This window comes from Streptomyces sp. NPDC001902 (genome assembly GCF_042891295.1).
Lineage (GTDB): Bacteria > Actinomycetota > Actinomycetes > Streptomycetales > Streptomycetaceae > Actinacidiphila.
Genome location: NZ_JBIATA010000014.1, coordinates 127,165 through 148,096, shown reverse-complemented (window position 1 = coordinate 148,096; position 20,932 = coordinate 127,165). Strand labels below are relative to the sequence as shown.

Below are 20,932 nucleotides of genomic sequence, written 5' to 3'. Positions count from 1 at the left end.
TCGAGGAGGACACGATGCTGCTGCTGGGATTCGTGCTCATGGGCGCCACCGCCGCCTTCACCGGACTCCTGATCGCGGAGAACCTCGGCGGAGGACCCGACTACACCGTGACGTTGTTCGGCTCGGACATCGCCACCGTCAACACCCTCGGCGCGTTCCTCGCCGGTCTCGCGCTCGCCCTGGTGTTCTGCCTGGCCTCGGTCATCGCCCTGGCCGGCGCCGGACGCGAGCGCAGCCGCCGCGCGGAGCTGCGCCGGCTGCGCCGCCGGGCCCGCGCCGCCGAGACGGCGCCCGACGCCACCGCCCCGACCGTCGCCACCGGGACCGCCGACGACACGGACACGACCACGAAGACCCCCACGGCGTCCGCCCGCCGCCGGGGCATGCACCTGTTCGGCCACTGAGCCGGAGCAGGAGCGCACCATCCGGCGCATGTGGCGCCCGCCCACCGGTACGTACGACGGACCGCCGAAGATGCCTCCCGGACCCGCTGCCGCCATTCTGGGAACGGGGCAGGACAAGGAGGCCGGTACGTGTCCACCGCGAAGATCTGCTGTGTGGCGGGCGCCCCGTGCTGGGTCAGCCTGATGGCACGCGACCTGGACGTGGCGAAGGCGTTCTACGGACCACTGCTCGGCTGGGAGTTCGAACCCGGTCCCTCCCGCTGGGGCCCGTACGAACGCGCACTGGTGAACGGCACGGAGGTTGCCGGCATCGGGGCCATCGCCCGGGACTGGGAGACCTCGGTGTCCTGGACCACGTACTTCGGGGTGGAGAGCGCCGACGCCACCGCCTCCGACATCCGCGACCGCGGCGGCACGGTGGCCGTGGGCCCGCTCGACTTCGACGCCGGGCGGCTGGCCCTGGTGGCCGACTCCATGGGCGCCTCCTTCGGCATCTGGGAGGGCGAGCACGGCCCCGCCCGCAAGCTGCGGATGCACGGCGCCCCCTCCTGGATCGAGCTGCGCACCCGCGACGCCTTCGCCGCGGCCCTGTTCTACGGCGAGGTCTTCCACTGGGACCGGCGCGGGCCGCGCTACGTCGTGGAGTGGGAGAACGACCGCGTCGTCCTCTACGTCGACGGGCACAGCGTCGCGGGCATCCGCGGAGGCGGCGTCGAGGCCGCGGCCGACCCCAAGGTCCGGCCACGGTGGCACGTCTTCTTCACCGTCGCCGACGTCGACGAGGCCGTCCGGCGCGCCAAGGACCTCGGCGGCGAGGTGACCGGCGAACCCCTCGACAGCGCCTACGGCAGGGTCGCGGGCATCCGCGACCCGGAGGGCGGACTGCTCTCCCTCGTCGCCGACCACGAATAGCACGCCGCCCGCCCGCCGGGAGAAGCGGCCATGGAGTGGTTCACGGCACCCGACTACTGGCTGAGCCGCGTCGTCGTCCAGCGCGGCCTCGGCGTGCTCTACCTGGTCGCCTTCCTCACCGCCGCGAACCAGTTCCGCGCCCTCATCGGCGAGCACGGTCTGCTGCCCGTCCCGGACTTCCTGCGGCGCGTGCCGTTCCGCCACGCGCCGAGCCTGTTCCACCTGCGCTACTCCGACCGCCTCTTCGCCGCCGTCGCGTGGGGCGGCGTCGCGCTGTCCGCGGCCGTCGTCGCGGGCGTGACGGACCTCGTGCCGCTGTGGGCCGCCCTGCTGGTCTGGGCGGCGCTGTGGCTGCTCTACCTGTCGATCGTCAACGTCGGCCAGACGTGGTACGCGTTCGGCTGGGAGTCCCTGCTGCTGGAGGCCGGCTTCCTGGCGGTGTTCCTCGGCAACGACGAGACCGGGCCGCCCGTGCTGATCCTGTGGCTGATGCGCTGGCTGCTCTTCCGCGTCGAGTTCGGCGCCGGACTGATCAAGATGCGGGGCGACGCCTGCTGGCGCGACCTGACCTGCCTGTACTACCACCACGAGACGCAGCCCATGCCCGGCCCGCTCAGCTGGTTCTTCCACCACCTGCCGCGCGGGGTGCACCGGGCCGAGACCGCCGCCAACCACTTCGCCCAGCTGGTCGTGCCCGTCGCCCTGTTCACCCCGCAACCGGTGGCGGGCATCGCCGCCTGCGTCGTCATCGCCACCCAGCTGTGGCTCGTGCTCTCGGGCAACTTCGCGTGGCTGAACTGGCTGACCATCGTCCTCGCCGTCGCCGCGCTCGACGGCTCGTACGTGGCCGCGCCGCCGCCCGCGGCGTCCGTCCCCCCGCCCGCCTGGTATGCGGCCCTGGTGATCGCCGCCACCGTCCTCGTCGCCGTCCTCAGCTACTGGCCCGCCCGCAACCTGCTCTCCCGCGGCCAGATGATGAACGTCTCCTTCAACCGGCTGCACCTGGTCAACTCCTACGGCGCCTTCGGCAGCATCAACCGGATGCGCCTGGAGGTCGTCGTCGAGGGCACCGACGCCGCCGAACCCGGTCCCGGCACGGTGTGGAAGGAGTACGGCTTCAAGGGCAAGCCCACCGACCGGCACCGGCTGCCCCGCCAGTTCGCCCCGTACCACCTGCGGCTGGACTGGCTGATGTGGTTCGCCGGGATCTCCCCGGCCTACGCCTGGAGCTGGTTCATCCCGTTCGTCGGCAAGCTCCTGGAGAACGACCCCCGCACGCTGCGCCTGCTGCGCAGCAACCCCTTCCCGCACGCCCCGCCCACGTACGTCCGGGCCCGCCTGTACCACTACCGCTTCACCGACCGGGGCACCCTGCGGGCCACCGGGGCCTGGTGGGAGCGGAGCCTGGTGCGCGAGTACCTGCCGCCGGTCGACCGCGAAGGCCTGCGACGCGAGGGCCGGTGACGGCCGCGCCGCACATCGGCCGCGCCGCCCTCGCGCGGGCCCTCAGCCGCGCCAGGGGGTGGGACGGATCTCGAAGCCGGTGAGCTCCTCCGGCTCCTCCTTGACGACCTCCACACGGTCCACGATGGACAGCGGTGAGCCCTCGTGCGACCAGGCCACCATCCGTTCCACCGCCTCCGGCGGACCCTCGAAGACCGCCTCGACCGTGCCGTCCGGCCGGTTGCGGACCCAGCCGGCGACCCCGCTCTCGTCCGCCGTCATTCGGCAGGTGTCCCGGAAGTACACCCCCTGGACGTCGCCCGTCACGACGACCCGCCGCCGGATCACGACGGCCGCACCTGGCGGACCGCCTCACGGAAGGCGTCGGCGTCCAGGACGGCCGCCCCGCCGGGGTCGTTGTTGAAGTACACAAACACGTCGGAGCCCTCCGGCCAGGTGTCCGCGATGCGGTGTGCCCAGGTGGTCAGCGCCCGGGAGCCGTAGCGGGGCCACGGCCGGGCGATGCCCTCATGGAAGCGCACGTACCCCCAGTCCGCGGTGCGCCACAACGGCGTCGCAGGGCGTGCCCGCCGGTCGGCCCAGCACAGCGCGGCGCCGCGGCGCTTCAGCAGGGCCCGGATCTCGGGGGTCCACCAGGAGGCGTGCCGCGGCTCGACGGCCACCCGTACGCCCTCGGGGAAGCAGTGCAGGCACGCCTCCAGGACCCGGGCGTCGGCCCTCAGGTTCGGCGGCAGCTGCAGCAGCACCGGCCCCAGCCGGTCGCCGAGCCCCTCGGCGTGCGTCAGCAGCCGCCGCACCGGCTCCTCCGGGTCGCGCAGCCGCTTCATGTGGGTCAGGTAGCGGCTGGCCTTGACCGCCATCACGAAGCCCTCGGGCGTGTGCTCGCGCCAGCTCGCGAAGAGCTCCCGGGACGGCAGGCGGTAGAACGCGTTGTTGCTCTCGACCGTGCCGAAACGGCGCGCGTACTCCTCCAGCCACAGCCGCTGCGGCACCTGGGGCGGGTAGAGCACGCCGCGCCAGTCCCGGTACTGCCATCCCGAGGTTCCCACGAGCACGGACATCGCGCGGTCCCTGCCGGTTGCTTGCTGCTCCCCATTCAGGGTAGGTCGTAAGAAGTCCCGCATCTCCCCGCTCGCGGGGGTGGAACCATGCACTTCACAGACCGCGCGGATGCCGGACGGCAGCTCGCCGAGCGGCTGCGGCATCTGGAATTCGACAACCCCATCGTGCTCGGGCTGCCCCGCGGCGGCGTGGTCGTCGCCTACGAGGTGGCCCGCGCCCTGCACGCACCCCTGGACGTGATCGTCGTCCGCAAGCTCGGCGTCCCGTACCACCGGGAGCTGGGCTTCGGCGCCATCGGCGAGGGCGGCGCCAAGGTGCTCAGCGACGACATCGTCCGCATGAGCCACGTCTCCCGCGCCGACATCGACACCGTCGAGCACCGCGAGGAGGCCGAGCTGGCCCGGCAGGCGCACCGCTTCCGCGAGGGGCGCCCGCGCACGCCACTGGCCGGCCGTACGGTGCTCCTTGTCGACGACGGCGTCGCCACCGGCGCCACCGCCCTCGCCGCCTGCGAGGTGGCCCGCTCCCAGGGCGCCGCCCGGGTCGTCCTCGCCGTGCCCGTGGCCTCGCCCCAGTCGCTGCCCGCCCTGCGGCACGCCGCCGACGACGTGGTGTGCCTGTCGGCGCCGAGCGCCTTCTTCGCGGTGGGGGAGTGGTACCACGACTTCTCCCAGACCGCCGACCACGAGGTGTCCGGGCTGCTCAAACAGGCCGCCGCCCGGGGACCGCGGACCACCGAGGTGGACCTGGCCGTGGGTGGCGAGGCCGGGGTGCGGCTCGCCGGGACGCTGACCATGCCCGCCGACGCACGGGCCCTGGTGGTCTTCGCCCACGGCACCGGCAGCAGCCGGCACAGCCCGCGCAACCGGGCCGTGGCCGCCGCCCTCAACCAGGCCGGCCTCGGCACCCTGCTGTTCGACCTCCTCACCTCCGCAGAGGAGGCGGACCGGGCCAACGTCTTCGACGTCGAACTGCTCGCCGGCCGTCTGGTCGAGGTCACCGCGTGGGCCCGCGGGGAGAACCTGCCGCTCGCCTACTTCGGGGCCAGTACCGGCGCGGCCGCCGCGCTGTGGGCCGCGGCCGACCCCCGGGCCGCCCCGTACGTCTCCTCGGTGGTGTCCCGGGGCGGCCGTCCCGATCTGGCCATGCCCCGGCTCGGCGAGGTCAGGGCGCCCACCCTGCTCATCGTCGGCGGCCGGGACACCATGGTCCTGGAGCTGAACCAGCGCGCACAGGAGGCGCTCGAGTGCCCCAGTCTGCTCCACGTGGTGCCCGGCGCGACCCACCTGTTCGAGGAGCCGGGAGCGCTCGACGAGGTGGCTCACCTGGCGCGTGACTGGTTGGCCGGTCACCTCCCTGCGACGGCAGGTGAGTGACCGTACCCTGAGGTCAGGGGGTGTGGAAGGGAGCAGGAGGATGCGCCGATGAGCAGCACGGTGACCATGCTGGACTCACTCCCGCCGGCCCATCGCCGAGCCTTCCTGGAGCACGCCAGGAAGGTCAGCTTCCCGCAGAGCTGGCGCATCTGCGACGAGGGCAGATTCGCCGACCGGTTCTGGGTGGTCGAGTCGGGTGCCGTCTCCATCGACATGGACGTGCCCGGCCGAGGTGCCGTCTCCGTCGAGACCCTGGGGCCCGGCGAACTCGTCGGCTGGTCCTGGCTGTTCCCTCCCTACCGCTGGCAGGTCGGCGCCCACGCGCTGGGCTCGGTGGGCGCGTACGAGTTCGGGGCGGCCGAGATCCGCGACCTGTGCCGGGACAACCCGGTGCTGGGCCAGGCCATCGTGCTGGCCGCCGCGCAGACCATCGCCCAGCGGCTGGGTTCGGCCCGGGCCCGGATGCTCGACATGTACGGCCCGCGCCTGCAGGAGCACTCCTGACCGACGGAAACCGGCCACGTGCACGGTACGCGGGGCACCTGCCGGTAGCGCTCCCCGTCCGCGAAGTCCCCGACGGGTCAGCGCCGTTCACGGCGGCGTTCAAGGCGAGGTTCACGGTGGCGTAGCCCACGGGCCCCGGTGGCCCGGGTCAGCGCACCCAGGTGTCGTCGGCGCCCCTCGTGCCCACCGGGCGGCGGAACAGCTCGTCGCGCCCCGCGTCGTACAGGACGAACGACCGGTGCGCCTGCGGGGCGGGGCGCACCGCGACCACCTCCGACTCCCGGAAGCCGGGCCACGCTTGCCCGGAGTGGCCGGCACCCTCGACCGTTTTCGGCGCCGACAGCGGATTGCCGCCCGCGCAGCGCACCCGGGGCACGCCGCGGTCGTCGACGAGCACCGCCGTGCCCGCCTCCAGCACCGCCGGGAAGGAGGTCGCGGAGCCGTCCGCGAAGCCGTGGTCGGTGACCCTGGTGTCGGCGCGCAGCAGCGCGGGGGTGAGCGACTTCAGGTGCCGCCCGATCCCGTCGGCGTCGATGCCCGCCACCCGGGCGAAGGCGGCCGCCTTGCCGGGGTCCGCGGTCAGGGATGCGGTCTGCTCGGCGACGTCGCAGGCGGCCTCGCCCTTGGTGCCGCCGTACAGGGCGCGCGTACCACCGGAGACGCTCGGCGCCCCGTACGTGGCGGAGGGCTTCGGGGTCAGGGTGGGCGCCGGGGCGTCCGGGGGCGGGGACTCCTCGGCCGTGCTCGCGGTGAAGGAGTCGAGGCCCGCCACCCGCGCCGGCTGGAGCACGACCTGCGGCCGGGTCGGTGACGGGCTGCGCCCGGGCGCCGCCGTGCCTCCGTCGCCGCCCCGTGTGACCAGGAAGACCGCCAGGACGAGCGCCGCGGCCCCCAGCGCCGCCAGGGCCGACAGCCCGGCGCTCGACGTCCACCACGGACGGCGTGCGTGCGCGGGCGGGTCGTGGCCGGGGCTGGGGGGGCCGGGTGGCTCCTGGGGCGGGGGTGAGGTCACCCCGCATTCTCCGTCCACCCTCCGGCCGGGCCGCAAGCCGGGACATTCCGGACGGGCAGGCTGCCGCGGGGCTGCTTAGCCTGACACCGTGACCCGGCATCCGCCCTCCGCCCCGCACCCGGCCCCGGGGCCCACCCACGGCTGGCTGCACGCACTCGCCGCGGTCGTGGCCGGGTACGCCGTCATGGTGGTCGTGGCGGCCCTGGGCCTGTGGCTCGCGGGGGCCTCCGAGCTGCCGCAGGGCGCCTTCCTGCCCGTCATCGCGGCCACCGTGGTCATGGCCGTCGGGGGCCGGGTCGGCCTGGAGGGCGGCGCGGGCACCATCGCCCGGTCGGACGCGGCGGTGACCGTCTTCCCGCTGTCCGTCGCCCTGGCCGGAGCCCTCGTCACCGCCTACGTGGTCGTACGGCCGCTGCGCCGGCACGCGGTGGTGGCCGGGGACCGGCTGCTGTGGCTCTTCGTCCGGACGGGCGTGCTGTGGGCCCTCGTCACGCTGCTGATCGCCCTCGGCGCACGCCACACCTTCACCATCTCCACGGGCGAGGAGTTTCTCAACGACCTCGGCGACCTGTTGGGCATCACCCCCACCGTCGGTTTCCGCGCCGACGTCCCGGTCACGGTCGTCGCCGGGCTGCTCTGGCTGGCCGTCGTCCTCCTCCTGGCCTTCGCCGTGTCACGGCGGGCGCCCTTGCCCTCCCGGCTGGTGCCCGTGCACACCGTCGTCCGGCCGGCCGCCCGCGCCATGGTGGGCGTCCTGCTCGCCTACGTGGTCGGCGGCGCCGTGGTCGCGGTGGTCACCGCCTCCACGCGCGCGGAGCCCGCGGACAGCTTCGCCGTCGTCTTCCTCGGCCTGCCGAACGTGGCATGGCTCGCCCTCGGTCTCGGCATGGGCGCCTCATGGCACGGCAGCGTGCAGGGGGCGCTGGGTGTGCCGATGCCGGAGGCCCTGGCCGCCGTGCTGCGCAGCGGGGACGGGGAGGCCACCCTCGACCTCGCGTCGCTCTCCGAGCACGACGGCAGGGCCTGGTGGCTGGTGGTCGCCGCCGCCGTCGCCATGCTGGGCGCGGGCTGGGCCACCGCTTGGCGCGCGCGACCCGGCACGGGGCACGTGCGCAACGCCGTCCACCTGGGGGTGGCGTCCGCGGCGGCCATGCTGCTGATCGGCGTGCTCACCCGGATCGACGCGCACTACGGCCTGTCGCTGTTCGGCATCGGCGACCCGTCCGACACCGGCGGCCTCGGCGGTTCCATCGTGCTGCTCCCGAACCTGCTCCCCGCGATCGGCATCGCCGCGCTGTGGGGTGCGGCGGCAGGCCTGCTCGGGAGCATGGCCGTCCACCTGCTGGCCCGCGGCCGCACCGCCCGTCGGGACGCTGCGGCCCGCTGAGCGTCGCGTGGGGTCCGCGGCCGGCATCGCCGCGCTGTGGGGTGCGGCGGCAGGCCTGCTCGGGAGCATGGCCGTCCACCTGCTGGCCCGCGGCCGCACCGCCCGCCCGGGCGCTCCGGCCCGCTGGGGCCGTCGCGGCGGGCTGCGACCGGTTGCCGCGGTCAACGCGTGGTCGCAGGGCGACCTGAGGCCGTGCCGGGCGGCCCCTCGGGGTTAGTCCGTCCGGGTGATCCGACGGTTCCGTGCCGGGGTTCTCGCGGGGGCACGTCTGCCGGGCCGGGGCCGGCCTGCGGGCAGTTCGGGCGCCGTCGCGTGCGGAGCCGCGGCTGGCATTCCGGGCTGTCGGGCGTGCCGGCACACCTGCTCGGCAGCATGGCCGCCCGCATCTTGGCACCGGCCCGTCCCGCTGACGGCTGCCCCGTCCAAGGCGGAGGTTTGCCCGTCCGGGTGATCCGACGGTTCCGTGCCGGGGTTCTCGCGGGGGCACGTCTGCCGGGCCGGGGCCGGCCTGCGGGCAGTTCGGGCGCCGTCGCGTGCGGAGCCGCGGCTGGCATTCCGGGCTGTCGGGCGTGCCGGCACACCTGCTCGGCAGCATGGCCGCCCGCATCTTGGCACCGGCCCGTCCCGCTGACGGCTGCCCGTCCAAGGCGGAGGTTTGCCCGTCCGGGTGATCCGACGGGTTCGCGCCATGCGGCAGGCCGTCCGGCGGCACGTCTGCCGGGCCGGGGCCGGTTCGGGCTCTGCGGGGGGCGATCCGGGCACCGTCGCGTGGGGGGCCGCGGCCGGCCGGGCCGCCTCCATCCTGGCCCGGGCGAGCCGGCCGTCGCCGCGGCGGCGACGGCTGTGTCCTGGGGCCTGCGGCGGACGATCGGCATCGGCGCGTGGCCCGGGCAGTACCGGCCGTCGGCCCTGGCATCCGCCTCAGGATTCGCTCGTCCAGGTGATCGGGTGGGTCTCGGTCGGGGACGCGTCATCGCGCAGCGGCGGCTCCGCCGGGGGCGGGGGTTCGCCGGGCCGCATCGCGGGCGGTTCGGCGGCGGCGTAGGTCGCCATGCGGGCGCCGTCGCAGTAGCACCAGCGGTCGTGCTCGGCGTCGAAGAGCCAGACGGCGTCGCCGTCCACGACGGCGCCGATCCGCATCCCGCTCGTTCCCCGGTCGAAGGTCTCCAGGTCGATCGTCCCGGCCGCGAGGTCCTGCACCAGGGTTCGGTACGAGCCGAGCGCCTCCACCAGCCGGCCCAGCAGCGGACGGGCGTCCGCCGTGCGCGCCGGGGAGCCGCCCGCCGCAGGAGGGCCCTGCGGCACCGTGATCAGCAGCCGTCCGTCCACCCACGCGGACCAGCCGTTGGAGCACACGATCCGCGCCCAGTCGCCCCGGTGCTCGGTCACCCGCACCGGCAGCAGGGGGTCCAGCCCCGCGGAGGGGCTGGAGTCGTCCGGCGCCCGCCAGGTGGGCAGTCCGCCCGCCGGGGCGACATGGGTGGGGACGAACTCCGGCTCGTACATCAGGCCTACCTCCGCATGACGGCCGGCTCGTGCTGCCGCAGCAGCCTGACCACGACGAGACCGAAGGCCACCGACAGCACCACGAGCATGCCCATGTCCAGCAGCCACATCGAGGGCACGGGCCGGAAGAGCGGGTCCGACGTCACGTTGCTGGGTGTGAAGGCATGCAGGTCCAGCGTCGCGGCCATCGCCCCCAGCGCCCAGCGCGAGGGCACCAGCCAGGACAACTGCTCCAGACCCGGCACCCCGTGCAGGGGCAGCAGGGCGCCGCAGAAGACGACCTGCACGATGGCGATCAGCACCAGCAGCGGCATGGTCACCTCCTCCTTGCGCACCAGGGCCGAGATCAGCAGCCCGAGCATCATCGAGGTGAACGCCAGCAGCGCCACCGCCAGCGTGATCTCCAGCAGCGGCGGCAACAGGACCCCGCTGCCGCCCTGGGGTCTCAGACGCACGCCGACGAGGGCGACCATCGTCAGGACCACCGCCTGCGCGACGGTGATCACTCCGAGGACCACGACCTTGGACGCCAGGTAGGCCGAGCGGGACAGGCCCACGGCCCGCTCCCGCTGGTAGATGACCCGTTCCTTGACGAGCTCGCGGACCGCGTTGGCGGCCCCGGTGAGCACCGAGCCGACGCACAGGATCAGCAGCACGTTGAGCGCGTTGTTCCGGCCCAGCGCACCGCCGGCCAGGGCGCGCGCCATCCCGCCCATCACGAAGGGCAGGGCCACCATGATCGCCAGGAAGGTGCGGTCGGCGGCCAGCGACGCCGTGTAGCGGCGCACCAGCGTCCACAACTGGCCGCCCCAGCCTTGCGGCTTGGGCGGCTCCAGGGGTTCGAGCTCCGCCGGGGGCTGCGGTCCTGCGGGTTCCAGCGCCGCCGCGACGTACTCGTCGTAGAGCGGGGAGGCCTCGTACTGGCCCGCCCAGTCGCGGTTCTCCTCGTTCTCGAAGGCCTCGAAGGCTTCCGGCCACTGCCGGAAGCCGAAGAAGGGGAGGGTCTTGCTGGGCGGCCCGTAGTAGGCCATGCGCCCGCCGGGGGCCATCACCAGCAACCGGTCGCAGACCTCCAGGCTGAGCACGCTGTGCGTCACCACGATGACCGTGCGGCCGTCGTCGGCGAGCTCGCGCAGCATCGTCATCACCGAACGGTCCATCCCCGGGTCCAGGCCGGAGGTCGGTTCGTCCAGGAAGAGCAGCGAGGGCTTGGTCAGCAGTTCCAGGGCGACGCTCACGCGCTTGCGCTGGCCGCCGGAGAGGGTGTGGACCGGCTGCTTCACCCGGGCCTCCAGGCCGAGTTCGGCGATCACCTCGTCCACCCGGGCCTGCCGCTCCTCCTTGGCGGTGTCGCCGGGGAAGCGGAGTTCGGCGGCGTACGACAGGGCGCGCCCGACGGGGAGCTGCTGGTGCAGGATGTCGTCCTGCGGGACGAGGCCGATGCGCTGGCGCAGGTCCGCGTACTCGCGGTACAGGTCGCGTCCGTCGTAGAGCACCGTGCCGTGGTTCGCGGGGCGCAGGCCGGTCAGCGCGTTCAGCAGCGTCGACTTGCCGGAGCCGCTCGGCCCGACCACCGCCAGCAGGCACTTCTCGCCGACGGGGAAGCTGATGTCGTCCAGCAGCACCTTGCCGCCGTCGTCCACCCGCACCGACAGGTCGCGGACGTTGAGCGAGACCTCGCCGGTGTCGGTGAACTGCTGCAGCTTGTCGCCGACCAGCCGGAACACCGCGTGACCGACGTCGATGATGTCGCCCTGGTGCACGACCGCCCGCTCGACGCGCTGACCGTCCAGATAGGTGCCGTTGTGGCTGTGCAGGTCGACGATCTCGTAGCCGCCGTCCGGCAGCGACCGCAGTTCGGCGTGGTGCCGCGAGACCAGCAGGTCCGAGACGACCAGGTCGTTGTCGGAGGCGCGCCCGATGTGGATCGTGCGGTCGGGCAGCGACCGCACCGACGTCGGGCGGCGGAAGGTGCCGGTCGCCGCGGGGGAGGCCATCGGCGGCGCCCGGTAGACCCCGGTGGGCGCCTCGGCGCTGCTCAGCCGGGCGCACGGCCCCTGCTCGGCGTGCCCGAAGCGGATGACGCTGCCCGGGCCGACGCCCCACTGCCGGACCTGCCGGCCGTTGACGAAGGTGCCGTTGGTGCTGCCCAGGTCGTGCAGCATCCAGCTGTCGCCCGCGGGCCGGATCACCGCGTGGTGCCACGACACCCGGGGGTCGTCGAGGACGACGTCACCGTCGGGGTCGCGACCGACGTGATACTCCCGACCCGGGACCAGGATCCGGGTGTCCCCGTCGGTCTCGAGCACGAGCTTGGGCGCGGTGGGCGCGAAACCTCGCTCGGCCACGCTTCGATCGTAGCCGCGGACCGGCCGCCCCGCCTGTCCCACCTGTCCCGCAACGGGCCGTCACATGGCCCTGAGGGACGGTGCCGGGGCCCTCACCACTCGGTCGGCGCGTAGTCCTTGAGGAACACCCCGTGCAGGTCCTCGCCCTGCTCGCCGCGGACGATCGGGTCGTACACCCGGGCCGCGCCGTCGATGAGGTCCAGCGGGGCGTGGAATCCCTCTTCGGCGAGGCGCATCTTGTCCGGGTGGGGCCGCTCGTCGGTGATCCAGCCGGTGTCGACGCTGGTCATCAAGATGCCGTCGGTCTCCAGCATCTCCCGCGCGCTGGTGCGGGTCAGCATGTTGAGCGCGGCCTTCGCCATGTTGGTGTGCGGATGGCCCGCGCCCTTGTAGCCGCGGGTGAACTTGCCCTCCATCGCGGAGACGTTCACGACGTACTTGCGGCGGGCGGCGGCGGCCGCCATCGCCGGGCGCAACCTGCTGACCAGGATGAACGGCGCGGTCTCGTTGCACAGCTGCACTTCGAGCATCTCGACCGGGTCGACCTCGCCCACGGCCCGGCTCCAGCTGTTCGCCGCGTCGAGGTCGGGGACCAGGCCGCCGGCGTCGATCGCCGTGCCGGCCTCGATCCGGGCGAGCGAGGCCGAACCGCTCACCAGCGCCAGGTCCGTGACCTCCTGGGCCCGGGCCGACAGCTCCGCACGGGGGGCGGGCAGCGCGGGCTGGGCACCGCTGCCGAAGGCCCCGAAGACCTCCGAGGCGGGCAGTGCCCCGGCCGGGAGCGGGGCGGACTCGGCGGCCACCAGTTCCGCGTAGGCGGCGGGGGAGCGGCGCACGGTCTGCGCCGCGTTGTTGATCAGGATGTCCAGGGGGCCCTCGGCGGCCACCGAGTCGGCGAGCGCGACGACCTGGGCCGGGTCGCGGAGGTCGATCCCCACGATCTTGAGGCGGTGGATCCACTCCTCGCTGTCCGGCATCGCCTTGAAGCGCCGGATGGCGTCCGCGGGAAAGCGCGTGGTGACGGTGGTGTGGGCGCCGTCGCGCAGCAGGCGCAGCGCGATGTACATGCCGATCTTGGCCCGGCCGCCGGTGAGCAGCGCGCGGCGGCCGGTCAGGTCGGTGCGCGCGTCGCGCCGGGCACGGTTGGCGGCCGCGCACTCCCGGCACAGCTGGTGGTAGAAGGCGTCGACCTCGACGTAGCGCCCCTTGCACACGTAGCAGGAGCGCGGCCGCCGCAGGATGCCCGCGATCGCACCGGTCGTCGACGAGGAGGGCAGCAGCCCCTGGGTCTCGTCGTCGATCCGCTCGGCGGAGCCGGTCGCGGTGGACTCGGTGACCATCTTGTCGTGGGCGGTCTTGGCGGCCCGCCGGTCCTGCCGGCGGCGCTGCTTCACCATCCGGTAGATGCCGGCCGTGGCCTTGCGCACGGTGACCGCGTCGGGGTGGTCGATCGGCAGCTCGTCGAGCTCCCTGAGCACGCTGAGGCACAGCTCCAGGCGCGCCGGGTCGATGCCGGGGACGCCCTCCCAGGCCGTTGCCGTGCTCTGCTCGTTCTCGGTCGCCGTCATGCCCGCCGTCGTTCCCTGGATCGTGTGTTCCCACTGGTGTCCTGCGGAACTCTACGGAGGCCGGGGCGCCCGGCCAAAACGGCGGCTTTCGCCCGTGCGTCCCCGGCGGCCGCAGCCGGCGGCCGCCGGGCGGCCCCGGGACGGTCCGCGGTGTGCCGGCGGGTCACTCCAGGGGGGCGGTGGCCTCGCTCTCGTACGCGTAGTCCCACGGCTCGTCGGCCATGTGCTCGAGGCGCTTGTAGTACGCGGCGCTGTCCGGCCACGCCTGGTGCGCCCCCGCGTCCTGCACGCTGATGGCCAGCGGGTCGTACAGGATGCCATCGGGGGGCTGCCCCCCGGCTCCCAGTGCGATGCCGAGGGTGAGACCGTCCCCGGGGCCGCCGTGGAGTCGGATCCTGGTGGTCATGGAGGTCACCTCCTGCATCCATGATCTCTCGCCGGGGGAGGTTTGGTGAAGAACCGGGACAGCGACCCGGCCGCGGGCCGACAGTGCGTGAGAGATCCGTTACGTTACGCTTCTCCGCCCGCTCCAACCCCCCCACGAGGTGCCCGCGTGCGCGAATTCAGTCTGCCCGCGCTGGTCCCGGCCACCCTCGCCGGCGGCCTGGCCGACGTGGTGTTCGAGACCGCGGCGCAGGCCCCGGACGAGGTGCGGCTGGGCCGCAAGGAGGACGGCCGCTGGCGGGACGTGACCACGGCCGAGTTCCGCGACGAGGTGACGGCCCTGGCCAAGGGGCTACTCGCGCACGGGGTGCGGTTCGGGGACCGGGTGGGGATCATGTCGCGCACCCGGTACGAGTGGACGCTCTTCGACTTCGCGCTGTGGACCGTCGGGGCGCAGCCGGTGCCCGTCTACCCGACCTCCTCCGCCGAGCAGCTGCGCTGGATCCTCCACGACACCGGCGCCGTCGGCTGCGTCCTGGAGCACGAGGACCACGCCATGACGCTGGGCTCGGTGATCGACCGGCTGCCCGCCGTGACCCGCGTCTGGCAGCTGGACTCCGGGGCAGTGAAGCAGCTGGTGGCCGACGGGGAGCGGATCTCCGACGACGTGGTCCACCGGCACCGGCTCGCCGTCACGCCCGACGCCGTCGCCACCGTGATCTACACCTCGGGCACCACCGGACGCCCGCGGGGCTGCGTCCTGACCCACGGCAACTTCATGTGCCAGACCGACAACCTCATCGCCGGCTGGCGGCCGGTCTTCGACAGCGGCACCTCCGCGCAGCCGTCCGTGCTGCTCTTCCTGCCGCTGGCCCACGTCTTCGGCCGCATGATCCAGGTGGCGGCGGTGCGGGCGAGGGTGCGCCTGGGGCACCAGCCGGAGATGACGGCCGCCGAGCTCCTGCCGGACCTGGCGCTGTTCCGGCCGACGTTCGTGCTCGCCGTGCCGTACGTCTTCGAGAAGGTCTTCAACGCCGCGCGCGACAAGGCGGAGGAGGCCGGCCACCTGGGTGTGTTCGACAAGGCCGTCGACGTGGCCGTGCGCTTCGCCGAGGCCCGCGAGCGCCGTGCGCTGGGCACCGGCCCGGGACCGAGCGCGGCGCTGCGCGTGCTGCACCGCGTCTACGACCGGATGGTGTACGCCAAGGTCCGCGAGGCGCTGGGCGGCCGGGTCCGCAACGCGGTGAGCGGCGGCTCCACCATGGGGCGGCGGCTCGGGCTATTCCTGGAGGGCGCGGGGGTCACGGTGTACGAGGGCTACGGGCTCACCGAGTCCACCTCGGCCGCCACCGCCAACCCGCCCGGCCGGGTGCGCTACGGCACGGTCGGCCTCCCCGTGCCCGGCACGGACGTGCGGATCTCGGACGAGGGCGAGATCCTGCTGCGCGGCCCGGCCGTCTTCTCCGGGTACCTCGGCGACCCCGGGGCCACGGCGCAGGCCCTGCGCGACGGCTGGCTGCACACCGGCGACATCGGCTTCCTCGACGAGCACGGCTACCTGACGATCACCGGCCGCAAGAAGGAGATCATCGTCACCACCAGCGGCAAGAACCTCTCCCCTGCCGTCCTGGAGGAACGCGTCCGCGAGCATCCGCTGGTCGAGCACTGCCTGGTCATCGGCAACGACCGGCCCTACGTGACGGCCCTGGTGACCCTGGACACCGAGGCGACGACCCAGTGGCTGAGGCTGCGCGGCAAGGCCGAGGCCGGGTTGCAGGAGCTGGTTCGCGACCCGGAGCTGGAGACCGAGGTGCGGCGGGCGGTGTCGGCGGCCAACACGCGGGTGTCGAAGGCGGAGTCGATCCGTTCGTTCCGCGTGCTGGCCGCCTCGTTCACCGAGGAGCGGGGGCTGGTCACCCCCTCCCGCAAGCTCAGGCGCCGGGCGGTCGAGGAGGCCTACGCCGCCGAGATCGACGCGATGTACCGGCGCTGAACCGCGGTCACGGCTTGGGGAGCAGGCATCCCGGCAGGGTCAGGTCGAACCGGTTGCCCGTGGTCACGCACGTGCCGATCCCGTAGGTCTGCTCGGCGTAGTTGATGCCCTGGCGGACGGTGACGGTGCCGTTCTCGGCCACCTCGCAGGGGTTGTTGAGGGTGCAGCGACCGCCGTCCTCGTTCCCCGTGTTGTTGATGGCGACGACCTTGCCGGTCGTGGTGTCGATGACGGGCGACCCCGAGGTGCCGCCGATGGTGTTGCACGAGGAGGTGTAGCGGACCGAGTCCTTCCAGGTCCAGTCGCCCTCCTTGAGGAGGTGGACGAAGCCGTCGATGCTGCAGCTGTAGATGGTCTTCCAGTAGCCGGAGACGACCTTGATGGCCGTGCCCTGCACCGGGTGCGTACCGGAGACCTCCAGCGCGGAGATCCCGTAGGAGGACTGGATCTGCGCGTAGGTGCGGTTCAGCTGGTACACCGAGATGTCGGTGTCGGTCATGGTCGCGTACGCCAGCTTGGTGGCGCGCAGCGTGGCGACCGAGCGGCCGGAGGAGTTGAGCAGGCCGAAGGTGCGTGTCGACGTCTGGTTGACCAGCACCTCGCCGGCGTCGAGGAAACCGCTGGTCAGGCAGTGCCCGTTGGAGAGCACCAGGGCGGGGTCGGTGGAAGCGGAGCCCGGGAAGCGGATGAGCGACCCGGAGCAGTTGCTGAGCGACACCGTCCCGGCGAAGTCGACGGTGACGGCGGCCCTGGCGTCCGGTGCGGCCGCGGCGTGCCGGCCGGCCGCCGAGGCGGGGGCTGCGGACAGCCCGAGGGACGCGACCGCGGCGAGGGCCGCAAGGGCAGCCGCGAAGACTCCTCTGAGAGGTCGTTTCATGTGGGGGGTCCTCTCGAGACCGAAGTTCTTTCGGTTTTGGCATGGACATTGTTGTGAACTCGAGAGGGTGGTCACAAGAGGGCCCCATGCGGCCGGACCGTGCCCGGCGGCGCGCCGTGGGCGGCTGCCGGCGGGCGCGGTCCGGTGACGGGACGTCAGCCGGGAAGCCCCACGACCCGGTCGCCCGGCCGGCGGGCGGGCGACCCGATCCGGACGTCCGTCCCGCGCTCGCGGGGACCCGCCTGGACCGGTACGGCCGCGCTCGGCGCGGGGGCGACCGAGGCGTGGCGGGCGGCGGCCGCGAGCGCACGCCGGTCCGGGAGCGAGACCGCCGCGATGCGGGGGAACGCCGCCACCTCCGCGGTGAGTCCGCGGGCCGCCACCACCCGGCGCACCGAGTCCATCAGGGTGTCCTCGCCGAGGAACGCCGCCTCGGTGCTGGGCCTCCCGTCGGCGTGCCGGTAGCGGATGAGCAGCGGCTGCACGTCGGCGCCGGCGTCCAGCGCGGCCTGGAACAGCGCCCGGCGGTACCGGCCTTCCTCACGGCCGCACCAGGTGCTGCCCTCCGGGAAGGCCACCACCGTCGCGCCCGAGCGCAGCGCCGCCGCGACCTCGGCCACCGTGTCCGGCAGCGCGCGGATCCGTTCCCGGTCGATGAAGATCGTGCGGCCGCGCACGCACAGCCGCCCGATCACCGGCCAGTCGCGGATCTCCCGCTTGGCGACGTTGCGGCCCGGGAAGACCGCGGCGATCAGCAGGATGTCCAGCCACGACACGTGGTTGGAGACCACCAGCAGGCCGCGGCCCGGCTCCCGCGGCGCCGGCTCGGGCAGCCGCACCCGGACGCCGAAGGCCGCCGCCACCGAGCGGGTCCAGCGCCGGATCAGCCGCTCGCGTCCCACCGGGCCGCACAGCGCGCCGACCGGCACCGAGAGCACGACGCCGGTGAGCAGCACCACCAGCGCGGCGGCGTACCGCAGCAGCCGCCGGACCCGGCCCACCACCTGACCGTCACCGGTCACGCACGCCTGCGGGGTGCAGGGGGCGACCGGCGACCACCACGCCGCGGCCATCTCAGACCGATCCGAGCGAGCCGATGGCGCCGAAGTGGCGCAGGTAGCGCTCGTCGGTGCGCTCCAGCGAGAGCAGGATGAACAGGTCGGCGACGCCGAAGTCCGGGTCGTAGGCGGGCTCGCCGCACACCCAGGCGCCCAGCCGCAGGTAGCCGCGGAGCAGCGCGGGCAGCGTGGTACGGGCCGGGCGGACGATGCCCGCCGGGTCCCAGGGGCGGCGCGGGGAGACCAGGTACTCCTCGGGGGCCATGTTCTTGGCGGAGACCCGGTCCCACACGCCCGCGGCCAGCGCACCGCCGTCGGTGAGCGGCACCGAGCAGCAGCCGGCGACCCAGTTGTGGCCGGTGGTCGCCATGTAGCGGGTGATGCCGCCCCACATCAGCGCGACGACGGCCCCGTCACGGTGGTCGGCGTGCACGCACGAGCGGCCCACCTCGACCATGTCGTGCTGGATCGGCGCGAGCCGGGTCAGGTCGAACTCGGACTCGGAGTAGGTGCGGCCCGCGCGTCGGGCGTTGGCGGGGGTGAGCAGCCGGTAGGTGCCGACGACCTCGCCGGTGCGGTCGTCCTTCACCAGCAGGTGGTCGCAGAAGGCGTCGAGGGCGTCGACGTCCAGGCCCGGCTCGGGCGTGTCCAGCACGGCCCCCATCTCCCCGGCGAACACCTGGTGCCGCAGACGCTGTGCGGCCCGCACCTCCGCCTCGTCCTGGGCGAGGCTCACCGAATAGCGGGGGCGGTCGGTCGGGGTGTCGACGACGGGAGCGAGTTCGTACGAAGCGGTCATGGCGCGATTCCCTGGTCAGGGGGACGGGGACACCCTTATCTGTCCCGTCGCGGCCTTGCCTTGGCGTGTCCTTGACGGAGCGCGCAGATGTGCGCTCGCTGAAGTGCCGGTGCCGTGGGTCCGCGGGCCGCCCGCTTCACCCGGAAAGCGCTCCCAAGCGGCCTTCGAGCAGCAGCAGGAGCTCACCGAGGATGCCCGCCAGCTCCTCGCGGCGGCCCTCCGGGAGCCCGGACAGCAGCCCCGTCTCGTAGGCGAGCTGCTCGGGCAGGACGCGGTCGACGAGCGTGCGGCCCTCCTCGGTCAGCCGCAGGTGGGAGACCCGGCGGTCGCGGCTGTCCGGGCGGCGGGCGACCAGGGCGCGCTCCTCCAGCAGCTTGATCCGCTTGGTGACCGCGGCGCCCGAGGCGAAGGTCTCCCGGGCCAGCCGGCCCGGCGTCAGCTCGCCGCCGACGCGGCGCAAGGCGATGAGGATGTCGTACTCGGGGCGGGTGAGGCCTTCGCGACCCAGGGGCGTCTCGGTGACCTGCTGCAGCAGTGCGGCGCAGCGGTTCAGCCTGCCGATCACGGCGACCGGCCCGAAGTCCAGGTCCGGGTAGACGTCCTGCCACTGGCGCAGCACCGTCGCGACGGCGTCCTCCACGCGGGTTGTCCTTCCTCCGTACGCCGGCGGCTCCGGCGGCGTGCGCATGATCGTACGCGTCGTCACGGCACGGTGACGGACCGGCCGTCCCCGCGCCGACCTGCCAGCATCAGGTGGCCGCGGTCCTCCGCGGCGGCGATCCGGCGCTCGGGCAGGGCCCGGCTCCACCACTCGCCGGAGGCGGTGTCGGCGGCCTCGCGCAGCTCCAGGAGGGCGGCCACGAGCCGGGCCTCGCGGGCGGCGGGCGCGGCGAGCTCGTGCTCCAGGCGCCGCAGCGCGGCGCCCGCCCGGTGGCCCGCCCGGCGGTTCGGCACGGCGAAGCAGGCGAGCAGCCCGGCGGCGGCGCCGACGAGGGTGTCCAGCCAGCGGTCGGCCACCAGCCGGCCGGCGGGCTGCGCGCCCGCGAACTCGGTCATGATCATGGCCATGGGCGTCACGAAAGCGCTGGCGATCCAGTAGTTGCGCGCGATGGTCGCCTCGGCCGCGACATTGCAGGCCAGCGCGGTCACGATGAGGGCCACGGCCCCGGTGGCCGTGAACGGCACCAGGACGGTGAACAGCAGCACGCCCAGGAGGTTGCCGAGCACCCGCTGCAGAGCGCGGTGCCACGACAGGGTGGTGTTGGCCGCGAAGACGGCCGCGGCGGTCACCACGGCCCAGTACGGCCGGTCCACGCCCAGGGCCATCGATCCCCACCCCGCCAGGGCGCTGCCCAGCAGGACGCGCAGCCCGAGGGGGAGCAGGTGCCGCAGGCCGGGGTGGCGGAGCCGCCCCGCCCGGCCGGTCCGGGTGCCGACGGAAGGGGCGGGGGTGCGCGCGGCGGGGCCGGGGTCCGGCAGGGTACGGGTACGGCGCAGGGCGCGGGCCCACTCGGTGAGCCGGTCGGCGTCGGCCGGCTCGGCGGCCTCGGCGCGTGCCAGCAGCCGCTCCAGGCCCACCAGATGGACGGTGGTCCGGGCCGCCCGCAGGGTGTGCCAGGCGGTGTGCACCGCGAGGGTGGCCTCGTGCCGGCTGCCGGGGGTGCCCCCGTCGGTCAGCGCGCGGGCCCGGACCTCCAGGGCCCGCGCGACGGCGGTGCGCTCGGGGGCGTGCGGCCGCACGAGCACCGGGGCCATGCACACCAGCCAGGCGACGGCCCCGCCGAGCAGCACCAGCCCGGTGTGTGCGGGCACCTGCCCGAGGGTCTGCGGGACGAAGGCCGCGCTCGCCGCCACGAAGGTGAAGATCACGTTCCCGGGCGGCCCGATCCGTGTCGCGTCGCACACCACCTTGTGCACCGCCGCGAGCAGGGCGGCCACCGCCACCCGGACCGGCGTCGACTCGGTCAGCGCGGCGGTGGTCAGCGCCACCCCGGCCCCGGCGGCCATGCCCAGGACGACCAGGGCGAGCGTCCGGGCCCGGGCGGCGAAGGGCAGCCCGTGCGCGTACAGGGCGCACAGGCCGCCGCCGGCGGCGTACAGCACCAGGTCCAGCCGCCCCAGGGCCAGCAGCGTCACCTCGACCAGGCCCACGGCGACGACGACGCTGAGGGCCCGGCGGTGCCAGAGGTCCTGGACGGAGCGGAGCCGGAAGGCGCCGCGGACGGGGAGGGGGAAACCGGGCATACGAGAAAGCTTAGCAGATGTTTTACTCGTGAAA

General features: G+C 74.0%; 19 protein-coding genes. 7 read left to right on the top strand and 12 right to left on the bottom strand.

From position 1 onward, the window contains the following. The first annotated feature begins 14 nt into the window (after positions 1 to 14). The 3 genes from ACFYYN_RS23295 to ACFYYN_RS23285 all read left to right on the top strand — a co-directional run bounded on the left by ACFYYN_RS23295 (position 15) and on the right by ACFYYN_RS23285 (position 2,780). On the top strand, positions 15 to 404 hold the full coding sequence (locus ACFYYN_RS23295; RefSeq protein ID WP_500547364.1) for a hypothetical protein: 390 nt from the start codon (positions 15 to 17) through the stop codon (positions 402 to 404). Positions 405 to 533: 129 nt separating this feature from the next. Further along, complete coding sequence (locus tag ACFYYN_RS23290) at positions 534 to 1,316, top strand: VOC family protein (RefSeq protein ID WP_499515369.1); 783 nt, start codon at positions 534 to 536, stop codon at positions 1,314 to 1,316. Positions 1,317 to 1,346: 30 nt separating this feature from the next. Further along, a complete protein-coding gene (locus ACFYYN_RS23285; RefSeq protein ID WP_500547363.1) occupies positions 1,347 to 2,780 on the top strand; it encodes a lipase maturation factor family protein in 1,434 nt (477 codons plus the stop codon). Between the two features lie 42 nt (positions 2,781 to 2,822). Here ACFYYN_RS23285 and ACFYYN_RS23280 read toward each other — a convergent pair whose 3' ends face one another. Continuing rightward, on the bottom strand, positions 2,823 to 3,107 hold the full coding sequence (locus ACFYYN_RS23280) for an acylphosphatase (RefSeq protein ID WP_500547362.1): 285 nt from the start codon (positions 3,105 to 3,107) through the stop codon (positions 2,823 to 2,825). After that, positions 3,104 to 3,841 carry a DUF72 domain-containing protein gene (locus ACFYYN_RS23275; RefSeq protein WP_500323144.1) on the bottom strand — a complete coding sequence of 246 codons (738 nt, stop codon included), beginning with the start codon at positions 3,839 to 3,841 and terminating at the stop codon, positions 3,104 to 3,106. The genes ACFYYN_RS23280 and ACFYYN_RS23275 overlap by 4 nt, the downstream gene beginning before the upstream one ends. An 87-nt stretch (positions 3,842 to 3,928) precedes the next feature. On the opposite strand from ACFYYN_RS23275, the gene ACFYYN_RS23270 reads away from it, so the two are divergent. Further along, entirely contained in the window at positions 3,929 to 5,218 is a 1,290-nt protein-coding gene (locus ACFYYN_RS23270) for an alpha/beta family hydrolase (protein ID WP_500547361.1), read from the top strand. 48 nt (positions 5,219 to 5,266) lie between these two features. Continuing rightward, a complete protein-coding gene (locus ACFYYN_RS23265; RefSeq protein WP_499515374.1) occupies positions 5,267 to 5,722 on the top strand; it encodes a Crp/Fnr family transcriptional regulator in 456 nt (151 codons plus the stop codon). A 148-nt stretch (positions 5,723 to 5,870) separates the two neighbouring features. Here ACFYYN_RS23265 and ACFYYN_RS23260 read toward each other — a convergent pair whose 3' ends face one another. After that, on the bottom strand, positions 5,871 to 6,734 hold the full coding sequence (locus ACFYYN_RS23260) for a DUF6777 domain-containing protein (RefSeq protein ID WP_500547360.1): 864 nt from the start codon (positions 6,732 to 6,734) through the stop codon (positions 5,871 to 5,873). 88 nt (positions 6,735 to 6,822) lie between these two features. Between ACFYYN_RS23260 and ACFYYN_RS23255 the strand changes: the two genes are divergently transcribed. Beyond that, positions 6,823 to 8,121, top strand: a complete 1,299-nt coding sequence (locus ACFYYN_RS23255) for a streptophobe family protein (RefSeq protein ID WP_500547359.1) — start codon at positions 6,823 to 6,825, stop codon at positions 8,119 to 8,121. Between the two features lie 921 nt (positions 8,122 to 9,042). Here the strand turns inward: ACFYYN_RS23255 and ACFYYN_RS23250 are convergent. From ACFYYN_RS23250 to ACFYYN_RS23235, 4 genes are all read right to left on the bottom strand, one after another. Further along, positions 9,043 to 9,627 (bottom strand): hypothetical protein, encoded by a 585-nt coding sequence (locus ACFYYN_RS23250; RefSeq protein ID WP_500547358.1) that lies wholly within the window; start codon positions 9,625 to 9,627, stop codon positions 9,043 to 9,045. A gap of 5 nt (positions 9,628 to 9,632) precedes the next feature. Then, complete coding sequence (locus ACFYYN_RS23245) at positions 9,633 to 11,975, bottom strand: FHA domain-containing protein (protein WP_500323151.1); 2,343 nt, start codon at positions 11,973 to 11,975, stop codon at positions 9,633 to 9,635. Between the two features lie 92 nt (positions 11,976 to 12,067). Continuing rightward, entirely contained in the window at positions 12,068 to 13,543 is a 1,476-nt protein-coding gene (locus ACFYYN_RS23240) for an SDR family NAD(P)-dependent oxidoreductase (protein ID WP_500323153.1), read from the bottom strand. Between the two features lie 163 nt (positions 13,544 to 13,706). Continuing rightward, entirely contained in the window at positions 13,707 to 13,949 is a 243-nt protein-coding gene (locus ACFYYN_RS23235) for a hypothetical protein (protein WP_499515380.1), read from the bottom strand. Positions 13,950 to 14,096: 147 nt separating this feature from the next. On the opposite strand from ACFYYN_RS23235, the gene ACFYYN_RS23230 reads away from it, so the two are divergent. Next, positions 14,097 to 15,920, top strand: a complete 1,824-nt coding sequence (locus ACFYYN_RS23230) for an AMP-dependent synthetase/ligase (protein WP_500547357.1) — start codon at positions 14,097 to 14,099, stop codon at positions 15,918 to 15,920. A gap of 7 nt (positions 15,921 to 15,927) precedes the next feature. Here the strand turns inward: ACFYYN_RS23230 and ACFYYN_RS23225 are convergent, their stop codons facing one another. The 5 genes from ACFYYN_RS23225 to ACFYYN_RS23205 all read right to left on the bottom strand — a co-directional run bounded on the left by ACFYYN_RS23225 (position 15,928) and on the right by ACFYYN_RS23205 (position 20,898). Further along, positions 15,928 to 16,797: a S1 family peptidase gene (locus ACFYYN_RS23225; protein WP_500323155.1), complete on the bottom strand. Its 870-nt coding sequence runs from the start codon at positions 16,795 to 16,797 to the stop codon at positions 15,928 to 15,930. A 155-nt stretch (positions 16,798 to 16,952) separates the two neighbouring features. After that, a complete protein-coding gene (locus tag ACFYYN_RS23220) occupies positions 16,953 to 17,870 on the bottom strand; it encodes a lysophospholipid acyltransferase family protein (RefSeq protein WP_500547356.1) in 918 nt (305 codons plus the stop codon). 1 nt (position 17,871) lies between these two features. Continuing rightward, entirely contained in the window at positions 17,872 to 18,654 is a 783-nt protein-coding gene (locus ACFYYN_RS23215) for a GNAT family N-acetyltransferase (protein WP_500323158.1), read from the bottom strand. Between the two features lie 136 nt (positions 18,655 to 18,790). Continuing rightward, complete coding sequence (locus ACFYYN_RS23210) at positions 18,791 to 19,342, bottom strand: MarR family winged helix-turn-helix transcriptional regulator (protein WP_500323400.1); 552 nt, start codon at positions 19,340 to 19,342, stop codon at positions 18,791 to 18,793. Positions 19,343 to 19,356: 14 nt separating this feature from the next. Further along, positions 19,357 to 20,898 (bottom strand): FUSC family protein, encoded by a 1,542-nt coding sequence (locus ACFYYN_RS23205; protein WP_500547355.1) that lies wholly within the window; start codon positions 20,896 to 20,898, stop codon positions 19,357 to 19,359. Positions 20,899 to 20,932 lie beyond the last annotated feature (34 nt).